The organism is Actinocrinis puniceicyclus, assembly GCF_018283645.1.
GTDB lineage: Bacteria > Actinomycetota > Actinomycetes > Streptomycetales > Catenulisporaceae > Actinocrinis > Actinocrinis puniceicyclus.
Genome location: NZ_JAGSXH010000004.1, coordinates 109,563 through 119,311, shown reverse-complemented (window position 1 = coordinate 119,311; position 9,749 = coordinate 109,563). Strand labels below are relative to the sequence as shown.

Annotated in this window: 11 protein-coding genes; 8 read left to right on the top strand and 3 right to left on the bottom strand. The window is 68.6% G+C overall.

Annotated elements, in window-relative coordinates; genetic code table 11:
• Window positions 1-315 (top strand): hypothetical protein (locus tag KGA66_RS02400; protein WP_211463971.1); only part of this gene is annotated, 315 nt, incomplete at its 5' end.
• Between the two features lie 372 nt (window positions 316-687).
• Here the strand turns inward: KGA66_RS02400 and KGA66_RS02395 are convergent.
• Window positions 688-1,086: a type II toxin-antitoxin system VapC family toxin gene (locus tag KGA66_RS02395; protein WP_211463969.1), complete on the bottom strand. Its 399-nt coding sequence runs from the start codon at window positions 1,084-1,086 to the stop codon at window positions 688-690.
• A 1-nt stretch (window position 1,087) separates the two neighbouring features.
• Window positions 1,088-1,321 carry a hypothetical protein gene (locus KGA66_RS02390; protein WP_211463967.1) on the bottom strand — a complete coding sequence of 78 codons (234 nt, stop codon included), beginning with the start codon at window positions 1,319-1,321 and terminating at the stop codon, window positions 1,088-1,090.
• Window positions 1,322-1,479: 158 nt separating this feature from the next.
• Here KGA66_RS02390 and KGA66_RS02385 point away from each other — a divergent pair, with 158 nt between their 5' ends.
• The 5 genes from KGA66_RS02385 to KGA66_RS02365 all read left to right on the top strand — a co-directional run bounded on the left by KGA66_RS02385 (window position 1,480) and on the right by KGA66_RS02365 (window position 5,352).
• A complete protein-coding gene (locus tag KGA66_RS02385; protein WP_369015797.1) occupies window positions 1,480-2,091 on the top strand; it encodes a hypothetical protein in 612 nt (203 codons plus the stop codon).
• Complete coding sequence (locus KGA66_RS31340; protein WP_211463963.1) at window positions 2,088-2,912, top strand: VOC family protein; 825 nt, start codon at window positions 2,088-2,090, stop codon at window positions 2,910-2,912. Before KGA66_RS02385 ends, KGA66_RS31340 begins: the two co-directional genes overlap by 4 nt.
• Before the next feature lie 33 nt (window positions 2,913-2,945).
• Entirely contained in the window at window positions 2,946-3,692 is a 747-nt protein-coding gene (locus KGA66_RS02375) for a glycosyltransferase family A protein (RefSeq protein WP_211463961.1), read from the top strand.
• Between the two features lie 210 nt (window positions 3,693-3,902).
• The gene (locus KGA66_RS02370; RefSeq protein ID WP_211463959.1) at window positions 3,903-4,730 is read left to right on the top strand and encodes a hypothetical protein; all 828 of its coding nucleotides are present in this window, start codon (window positions 3,903-3,905) and stop codon (window positions 4,728-4,730) included.
• A gap of 61 nt (window positions 4,731-4,791) precedes the next feature.
• On the top strand, window positions 4,792-5,352 hold the full coding sequence (locus tag KGA66_RS02365; RefSeq protein WP_211463957.1) for a GNAT family N-acetyltransferase: 561 nt from the start codon (window positions 4,792-4,794) through the stop codon (window positions 5,350-5,352).
• Between the two features lie 70 nt (window positions 5,353-5,422).
• Here KGA66_RS02365 and KGA66_RS29625 read toward each other — a convergent pair whose 3' ends face one another.
• A complete protein-coding gene (locus KGA66_RS29625; protein WP_211463955.1) occupies window positions 5,423-6,364 on the bottom strand; it encodes a mechanosensitive ion channel family protein in 942 nt (313 codons plus the stop codon).
• Between the two features lie 387 nt (window positions 6,365-6,751).
• Between KGA66_RS29625 and KGA66_RS02355 the strand changes: the two genes are divergently transcribed.
• Window positions 6,752-7,336 (top strand): HNH endonuclease, encoded by a 585-nt coding sequence (locus KGA66_RS02355; protein WP_211463953.1) that lies wholly within the window; start codon window positions 6,752-6,754, stop codon window positions 7,334-7,336.
• A 192-nt stretch (window positions 7,337-7,528) separates the two neighbouring features.
• Window positions 7,529-9,739, top strand: coding sequence for a 4-alpha-glucanotransferase (gene malQ / locus KGA66_RS02350; RefSeq protein WP_211463951.1), 2,211 nt, complete (start codon window positions 7,529-7,531; stop codon window positions 9,737-9,739).
• Window positions 9,740-9,749: the final 10 nt, after the last annotated feature.

Sequence of the window (9,749 nt, the reverse complement as noted above, 5' to 3'; positions counted from 1 at the left end):
CGCGTGATCGCCATGAGCGTGGCGCAAGTCTCACCGACACAGGCCCAGGGTGCAATCCAAGGCACCATTGCGGCGCGGAGTGCACGCCTGGCCGAGGCAGGTTTGGCGCTCGGTGCGTCATCAAAGATGATCAAGAGGGGAATGATCTTCCGCGAGCTGGGACGCGTCGCTGAAATTCGCTTATCCGCGCAGCTCAAACCAACTCGCAAACGGCCCACTCCACAACGGATCAGGGCCGGTAACCCGTTGAGGGTTCCGGCTCTGACTTGTTCTCGGGTCTCAGTTTCGGTCTCAGTCGCGGGGCAGGACTACTGACCCCGCCTGTGCCATCGGCGTCGCTTTGGTTCGGGACTGCGCCGCTGGGCGGCCAACTCGGCGAAGTTCCGGAGCTCCATATTGCGTAGCGCAGCCTCATGTTCTTGGAGCGAAGGCGGCAGTGTCAGCTGTAGCTCGCGCGAGCGGGAGATCCAGTATTCGCGGCGACGTGAGGGTGTGCCGCCCTCGACGTCGGTGATGCGGGTATCGCCGCCCGGCCGCAGCTGCCATCCGGCGTCTTTACCCGGCACGGGGACGATCGGGTTGCAGGTGGGCGCGAGCAGCCAGCAGTCGTCTACGCCGTTGTCGTCATCGCTCGCGCTCGGTGCCGAGCGCTTGTCCGCTGTGTGCGACCGCTCATGTTGCCGCAGCTCACGTTCCGGGCATCTCGACGGCAAGCCCTGCTTCCCGTGCTGCGTCGGCCAAGCGTTTGTCGTAGGTGATGAAGGATGCGGGACGGACCCGCAGCGCGGTGGCCAGGTGAATTGCGTCTAAGGACCGCACGGCCGCCGGCTTGACGGTCTGAGCCAGGATGCGGATGTCGACGTCGATGTCGATCAGGTTCACCAGGTCGAGTACGTGGTGAAGCCGGAATGCCGATTCCGGAGCGTAGCGCGCCAAGGCACGGAAAGCCTCGACCTCCAACAGGGCCGAACTCGTCCAGGGCGAGTCGATGCGTTCGTCGAGCCATTCACGCAACGCCTGAGTCTCGTTCTCGGCGTGGACGAGCTTCACGACCGCGGCCGAGTCCAGGTAGATCGAACCCGCCACCTCAGCGTCCGTTCGTCCGCTCGGCGGCGATGAGCTGCGCGACGTCGACGCCGTCGGGTTCGCCCAGTTCCGTGCGCAAGATGGCCCGCTTCATCGCCGCGGCGCGCTCAACGCGCATCCCGGCCTCGATGATCGCCTGCCGGATCGCGGCGGAGCGGCTCGTACCGTCGTGCGTGAGTATGTCGAGGGCGTGAGAGGTTTCGGCGTCGGGGCGAATGGTAAGGGTGTCGGCCATGGACCAAGCGTAAGACGATTTGTCTTACATTACAACTGGCGATGGGCGGGCTTCGGGGCCTGGGCCCTACATCATCTCGCCGTGGTCGCAATCGCCTGGGGGCCGCGCAGGGTGAACAACCACCGTCCAGGTGCGGATGCGGTGGTTGCTGGTGTTTGATGACCGGTGTGAGTGACGGACCGTTGGAACGATTGCGGCAGGCGGTGGAGCGCACCAGCGCCTTGACGTGCGGCAGGCCGCCGAGCGGTCGGGGGCACGACGACGCGGATGACCACGTCGGCACCATCGCCACGGACAGTGCCCGGGGCTTCGATCCGTTCCCGTTGCTGCGGGCACTTCACGAGGCCGGCGCGCGCGTGGCCGTGATCGGGCAGGTCGCGGGCATTATGCATGGGTCACTCGAATTGACGGGGGACCTCGATCTGCTTTGGGATGGTGATCCCGCACAGGTTGACGCTCTGGCCCACGCTTTCGCCGTCGCGGGCTGCCACCTGCTGGATGAGGAACGCAGGCCCGTTGAACCGGGACCGCAGGCCTTCCTGCTGCGCAAGGTCCAGTTTGAGTCGCCGCGGGTCAGCGGCGACTGCTGTACCCCGGCGCTGCCGTGGGGAACGCTGCCGGTGCGCGACTTCCTCGCCCGGTCCCTAACCGCGTCGGATCCGGACGGCTTGGCTGTGCACTATCTGCGCCGCGAGGATCTGATTCGGATGCGCCGGGCGATAGGACGTCCGAAGGACCTTCGCCGCGCCGAAGAACTCGAAAACCTGTGAGCGCGATCAGGGCCCTGCATCAGCTGGAGGCGCAGGAGGCGAGCATCACCCGCTTCTCGACATCACAGGAGGCTGTTGCGTCGAAGAACCTTGCAGGGCCGAGGCCCGCTGAAGCGGCGGGCAGCCCGTCGCCGCTGAGCGTCCGCGGCGGCCGTCCCGCATCCGTCCCGCTTCGTTTCGCTGTGATCGTGTGCGCTCGTTCACGGCTGAAGGCGGGTGCTGATCTGAAGCGCCACGGTGCCATACGCCTCAGCGAGGCGGGTGTTTCCGTTGCCGCAGGCGACGAACTCACCTCGTCCGGCAACGACTACGCTTCGGATGAACGGCGATCGGCACACTCCTTGGGGAGAGACCGGTTTCCCGCCCGCCAGCCAGCCAGCCAGCCAGCCAGCCAGCCCGGTCGGTCGGCGGTCGGCGGTCGGCGGTCGACGCCGGGCGTCACAGCAAGGAGCGCATTGGCGATGATCGTCTCGATTGCGGCGCTGACCGTTGACTGTGCAGACGCCGCCGCGATGGGTGTGTTCTATCGGGCCGCAGGCGGCGGCGAGGTGACGCACAGCGACGCGGACTCCTGCTGGGTCGCGCTCGGCGGTCTGCTGCTCGTCTTCCGAGCGGTGCCGGGCTATCGGCCGCCCACCTGGCCCGCACCGGACGTGCCCGTTCAGATGCATTTCGAGTTCTATGTCGAAGATCTGGACGAGGCGCAGGACCATCTGGTCGGGCTCGGGGCGACGGTGCCTGCGCATCAACCGCACCCGGAGGCGTTGCGCACCCTGCTGGACCCGGCCGGCCACCCGTTCTGCATCGCTACTCGCCGGTAGTCCGGCACGACCAACCGGAACGCTGGGAGCCAGGTGAACACGATCTCCGTCATCACGGCGGTTCACAACCCGGAAGCCGAGTTCCTCGCGGCCGCTTACGCCTCTCTCGCCGCGCAGAACCTGCCCGTCGGTTGGCGGTGGGAATGGGTCGTGCAGGAGGACGGCGAAAGCGGAGCCGCGCGCGCGATCCTCCCCGGCGATCCGCGCATCAGTCACGGGTACAACGCGCACGGCGGGGTCGCCATCACCCGGAACCTGGCCCTCGCGCGCGCCGCCGGCGGCCTGATCAAGAACCTCGACCAGGACGACCAGCTCACCGAGGGCACTCTCGCGCGCGACATCGCGGTGCTCGACGCCGACCCCGACGTCCAGTGGACCGCTTCTCGCGCGCTCGATCTCATGCCGGACGGGACCACGGCCGCGTTCGGCGACGACCCGCCGCCCGGACGTCTGCGGCCGGGCCGGATCCTTGATTACTGGCACACTCACGACTATCGGCTGCCCGTCCATCCGGCCACCTTGTGTATCCGCAGACCGCTGCTGATGGCGGTCGGCGGTTGGATGGCCGTACCCGGATCCGACGACGCGGGAATGCTGATCGCCGCGAGCGTGCTCGGCGTCGGCCACTTCATCGGCGACGTCGGACTGCTGTACCGCAAATGGCCCGGGCAGGTCTCCGCCCAGCCGCAGCACACGGAAGCAGCGTCCTGGAACCTGCGCATGCGGTTGATCAGGGAACGCGCCGCCGCCATCACTGAGTTCTTCGGTCCACGCTCCTGATTCCCCGCGGTCAGTAGTACTTTGCCGGGTCGCTTCGCGTAGCGATTCTGGCGGTGGCTCGAATCGCGCCGCGACGTGCCGCTTACCGCTGCGCGAGGCACGACGGCTTGGCCGAGCGGCTTGAGAGTGAGCCGCGCTCGTCGGGGAAAAACAAGCGAAGCGCCAACCTGCTCTCTGGGTGAGTGGGGTGCGTGAGGGGGGTGACGGGCCATGGCGAGTACGCCGAAAGACAAGGACTTCCTGACACAGCCGCGACCGTGGCAGAAGCAGATCGAAGATACCTGCCCGGTCGACGGCGAGCGGAAGGTTTGGATCGAGGACCGGATGCTCTGGCTGTCCGATCAGTTCGGCGCGAAGATCGCTCAACGTGAACTGGCGGTTCCGGGCCCGGCCTTCTACCCGAAAGGCTACCGGGCCACCCCGGAGGCGATCAGGGAACTGGTGCGCCGGGTCGAGGTAGTCATGGGCGTGGAACCCGGCCGGATCACGGTCCAGCTGTTCGACGGCAGCCAGGAGGACAAGAGCGAGCCGAAGCGCCACTTCGACAAGACGAGGGCGGTGGGCCACTACTGGCGCAGCGGCGGCGACGAGTACATCGACATCGACGTGACCAAGGCCGACGATCCGGCGGTGCTCACGGCGATCATCGCTCACGAGCTCGCGCACGCCCGGCTCATCGGCGAGGGCCGATGCTCACCGAGCAGCGCGAAGAACGAAGAGCTCACGGACCTGGCCACGGTGTTCCTCCGGATGGGCATCTTCGTGGCGAACGCGTCGATCACGTTCCAGCCCACCACGCGCGGCTGGTCGGCTGAGCCCCTGGGTGAGCTGAGTGAGCGGGCCCTGCTGGGATCGGGGGACTTCAGGTACTCCCACCTGGGTTATCTCGACGAACCTGAGTACGGCTACGCGTTTGCCTGCCTGTGCGGGCTTCGCCGAGAACAGGATCCTGCGTGGGCGGTTCATCTCGACCCGACTCTCCGCGTCCTGCTGCGGCGTAGTCTCGCGTATTTCAAGAAGATCGCGCAGACATCGTGAGAATCCGCGTTCTGCGGAGGCTTCCGAAGCCGGCACGCGCCGGTGTCGGTAGTGTGCCGCCATGGGTGATCAGGTACGGCTGCGGCCGATCGTGGAGGCAGACCTGCCGGTGATGAGCGGGCTGTACGACGACCCCGTCGAAGCCTCGGAGTTCGGTTTCTTCGGGTACCGCAATCCGGGGACGCTGCGCCGAATGTTCGAGCAGGGGTTCTTCGACGACAACGGCGGCAGGCTGGCCGTGGTGCGTGACCTGGCCCCCGCCGAGGGCCCGGGCGGTGCCGAGTCGGCTGAGGTGTTGATCGGCGACGTCGGGTGGCGCAGCGTGCAGACCGCACCGAATTCGGCCACGTGGAACATCGGGATCGGGCTTCTGGCGGCCGAGCGGGGGAAGGGGTACGGAACGATCGCGCAACGGCTGCTCGTACGTTATCTGTTCTCGTACACGCGGTACCACAGGATCGAGGCCGGGACCGAGACCGCCAACCTGGCCGAGCAGCGCGCCCTGGAAAAGGCCGGGTTCACGCGCGAGGGCGTCGCGCGCGGCGCCTGCTTCCGGGCCGGCGCATGGCGGGACATGGTGCAGTATTCGATTCTGCGCCCGGAAACGGACCTCACACCCTGAGGCGAGCAGCAGCCCCGCGTGGGCCGGCCCGGAGCGCGCGCAGCGGCCCGCAGCGGCGGGCGGGCAGCGGCTATTTGAGGGAGGCCACCTGTACCTCCGCCGCGTCGAGGGCCGCCTTGAGCCGTGCCCGCAACTCCCGAGCCACCTCGAAATCCTTCTGCGGCGCGGTGCGCGCCTGTATGCGGATCACCACGTACGCACCGTCCAGTGACTCAACGCCGACCACCTTCGGCTTGTCGTCGGTGAAACGGTCGCGCCACGCCTCGTCCGAGAACAGTTCGTCCGCGGTCAGCGCCATGATTTCCCGCGCCCTGCCCACATCCTCGGTGTAGGCCACCGGCACGTCCACCACGACGCGGGACCAGCCCTGCGACTTGTTGCCGACCCGGTTGATCGAGCCGTTGCGCACGTACCACATGACGCCGTCCGCGTCCCGCAGCTTGGTGATGCGCAGGCCGACCTCCTCGACCGTGCCCTTTGCCGCGCCCGCGTCGATCACGTCGCCCACCCCGTACTGGTCCTCGAAGACCATGAAGATCCCGGAGATGAAGTCCGTGATCAGGCCCTGAGCACCGAGGCCGAGAGCCACCCCGACCACCGAGACCGAGGCGAGGATCGGTGCGATCGGGATGGTGAGCACCGAGACGATCATGAGTCCGCCGATCACGAAGATGATCGCCGAGGCCAGCGAGCGCAGCACCGAGCCGATCGCCTGGGTGCGCTGACGCGTGCGTTCGCCCGCGATCAGGCCGGTGCCGCCGAGCAGCCGGCCGGCCCCCTGCGCGGCCCGGGTCGCGTGCCGCACCACCCGGTTGATCGCGCGCGTGGTCGCCACCCTGATCACCACACAGGCCACGATGATCGTCAGGATCTGAGCCCCGTGGCTGATCAGCAGCGAGCCGTGCACCGAGAACCAGTGCCCGAGGCTGCTCGAGTCGATGTGGGAGGACATGGACGTGGCGGAGGGCGACGGCGGGTTCACTATCGGGAACGCGGCCGGGAATGCGGGCACCGGTCGTGTCATCCTTTCGGGCCAAGGGGGTGGCGGGACGGTCCGACCGTAGCCGAAACCCGGACGTCAACGACCAGATTCCGAGGGGATCAGGAACTATTCATGCCGTTAAGTCCGTTTGATCCCGCGATGCGGCGCCGAATTCGTGCACTCCGCGTTGAAACACGGTGGCGTGGGAACAACACAGGCAGCCACACTGGATACACGCCCGACGACGGGCGGCTGCGGTCAGGCTTGGCAAGCCTGCTGCGCGGCGGATGGGCCATGGTTCCGTCATGGCCGGACCGCCCGCAGGGCTCGACGCCTTCGGGCACCGCACCACCCTCCCGTCGGGTACCCGGAGCCCGGTGCGAGCCACGCGCCGGGCGCTGATAGGAGGAGGCACCCGTGCCCCACTCGCTGGTCCTGAACGCTTCCTACGAGCCACTCTGCGTTGTCCCGCAGCGGCGCGCGGTGGTCCTCGTCCTCAATCTAAAGGCCATAACCCTCGAAGAGGCCGGCTCCCCGCTGCACGCGGCCTCGTTCGAACTGCCCGCCCCCGCGGTGGTCAAACTGACACGCTATGTCCGCGTTCCCGTGCGTCGCGGCGTGCCGCTGACCCGCAGGGCCGTCTTCGCACGCGACGCCGGGCGCTGCGTCTACTGCGATGCCCCGGCGACCAGCATCGACCATGTCATCCCGCGCTCGCGCGGCGGTCGGCACGCCTGGGACAACGTGGTCTCCTCCTGCCGCAGGTGCAATCACGTCAAGGCCGACCGGCCCCTGATCGAACTGGGCTGGAGGATGAAACGGCAGCCGGTCCAACCGAGCGGGTCCGCCTGGCGGATCCTGTCCTCGGGAAGGACCGACCCCCGCTGGATGCCGTACCTCAGGGGATACGGTGCCGATGTGGAACTGCTGCCGTTCGAGCCGCACTGGCCGGACGGCATCGTCGTCTCTGAGGGCGCGAGGAGCCAGCGTCTGGCCGCGTGACCGGCCGCGGGCTCAAGGGTTCCGAGGCGGCGTCGCCCGGCGGCACGGCCGGCTCCCGAGACGATCGGACAAGTGAATGATGGAACCGCCGCGATGGGGTACCGGGCGTTGTGAGCGCTTCGCAACACCGGCTTCCAGAGCGGCGGATTCCGTCTGTAACGGCGCTGTGAGAACTTGGTAACCATGAACTCCGTGACGCGGCATGGCGCGGATCAGGACGTCCGAGACCGGCGGATCGACGAGCGCGAGCAGTCGGGTACGGTCGGCTCGCCGGCCGTCTGGCCCGAACTGATCGAGACGGCGCGCGCCTACCGGATCGCCACCGACTATCACGACTGGCACGGCAGACGCGTCGAGGTCCCGGTCGAAACCCTGATCGCCGTGCTGGCCGGCTTCGGCGTGGACGCTTCGACCCCCGCCTCCTGCCGCGACGCGCTGCGGGAGCTGACGGACCGTCAGTTCCGGGCGCTGCCGCCGTGCGTGGTGGTGCGTCAACTGCCGGAGCGGGCCGGGCACGCGGCGCAGGCCACCGCGGTACCGCGGGTGACCGTGCACGCGCCGCCGGGCTCGCCGCCCGTGCTCTGGATCGCGCTTGAGGACGGCGGCCGGCGCTACGACGTGGCCCTGCTCTCGTCCACGCCCACCGAGCGTCGTGGTTTGACCGCTTATACGTTCGCCCTGCCGATAGCGCTGCCGATCGGCTGGCACACGCTGTTCGCCCGGATCGGCGGCGAGGTGAAGCAGACGTCGCTGGCCGTCGCGCCGCACCGGTTGACCACGCCGACCCGCCGGCGCGCCTGGGGCTACACGCTTCAGTTGCATTCGGTGCGCTCGCGCCGGTCGTGGGGGATGGGCGATCTCGGCGACCTGGCCGAGTTGGCCGCGATCGCCGGCCACGACCTTGGCGCGGGCTTCCTCGTCGTCAATCCGCTACACGGCAGCAGCGGCGTACCCCCGGTCGATCCCTCGCCGTACCTGCCGGCGACCCGGCGCTATCCGGACCCCATCCACTTGCGCATCGAGTCGGTACCTGAGTACGCGTATGTCCCGACCGAGGTCCGCGAGCAGATCGACCAGATCGGAGCGGAGCTGCGCAAGCGGGATCTGTCCGATGACCTGATCGACCGTGACGATGTGTGGGAAGGAAAGGCGCTGGCACTGCGCCTGCTGTACTCGACGCCACGCACGGCTGGACGCTCGGCGGCGTACCGCGCTTACCTCGCGCGTGAAGGCCGCGCGCTGCGACTGCACGCGACCTGGTTGACCCTCGCACAGTTGTACGGAGGCAACAGCGCCGCGTGGCCGGAGACGCTGCGGCGGCCCGATACGGACGCGGTCGCGCAGTTCGCGGAGTTGCAGCAGGCGGAGATCGACTTTCACTGCTGGCTCCAGTGGTTGCTCGACGAACAGCTCGCGGCGGTCCGCACCGCCTGTGCACACGCCGGGATGCCCTACGGCGTCTTCCACGATCTGGCCGTCGGCGCGCAGGCGGATGGCGCGGACACGTGGGCGGATCTGGACGTTTACGCGCGGGGCGTCACCGTCGGCGCGCCCGCTGACGAGTTCAACCAACTCGGCCAGGACTGGAGCTCGCGGCCGTGGCGGCCGGACCGCCTCGCCGAGACGGGGTATCTGCCGTACCGCCAGATGCTCGCCGGGGTCCTCCGGCACGCCGACGGTGTGCGGATGGACCACGTCATGGCGCTGTTCCGGCTCTGGTGGGTGCCGGCCGGCGCGAAAGCCAGCCAGGGTACGTACGTCTACTACGACCACGAGGAACTGCTGGCGGTCCTCACGCTGGAGGCGCACCGCAGCGGCGCGCTCGTGATAGGGGAGGACCTCGGGACCGTCGAGCCCTGGGTCCGAGAGGCGCTGGCCGATCGCGGCATCTTCGGCACCAACGTGCTGTGGTTCGAGCGCGACGCCGACGGCAGCCCGCATCCGCCCGGCCGCTGGCGGGAGAACTGCCTGGCCGCGGTGACGACGCACGACCTGCCGCCGACCGCGGCGCTGCTCAGCGGCGCCCATCTGCAACTGCGCGACCGGCTCGGCCTGCTGGCCCGGCCGCTGCACGAGGAGAAGGAGGCGGACCGCGCCAACGTCCAGGCGTGGATCGACCTGCTGCGCGGCTGCGGGCTGCTGCGCGCGGGCGCCGGCGAACAGGAGACGATCGAGGCGCTGCACCGCTTCCTGGCCTGGACTCCGGCCCGGCTGATCGGCGTTTACCTACCCGATGCGGTCGGTGACGTGCGGCCGCACAACCTGCCCGGCACCTCCGGCGAGGTGTACCCGAACTGGCGGCTGCCGTTGGCGGACTCGGGCGGCAGGCCGGTGCTGCTCGACGAGTTGGCGGCGCATCCGCGGGTGCGGTCGCTGGCCCGGGTGCTGCGCGCGCTCGCGTGACGTGCCTTCA

Bases quoted from the DNA above. Each gene is read 5' to 3' on its own strand.
- KGA66_RS02390 (WP_211463967.1), bottom strand. From the start codon at position 1,321: ATGGCCGACACCCTTACCATTCGCCCCGACGCCGAAACCTCTCACGCC.
- KGA66_RS02385 (WP_369015797.1), top strand. From the start codon at position 1,480: ATGACCGGTGTGAGTGACGGACCGTTGGAACGATTGCGGCAGGCGGTG.
- KGA66_RS02370 (WP_211463959.1), top strand. From the start codon at position 3,903: ATGGCGAGTACGCCGAAAGACAAGGACTTCCTGACACAGCCGCGACCG.
- KGA66_RS02365 (WP_211463957.1), top strand. From the start codon at position 4,792: ATGGGTGATCAGGTACGGCTGCGGCCGATCGTGGAGGCAGACCTGCCG.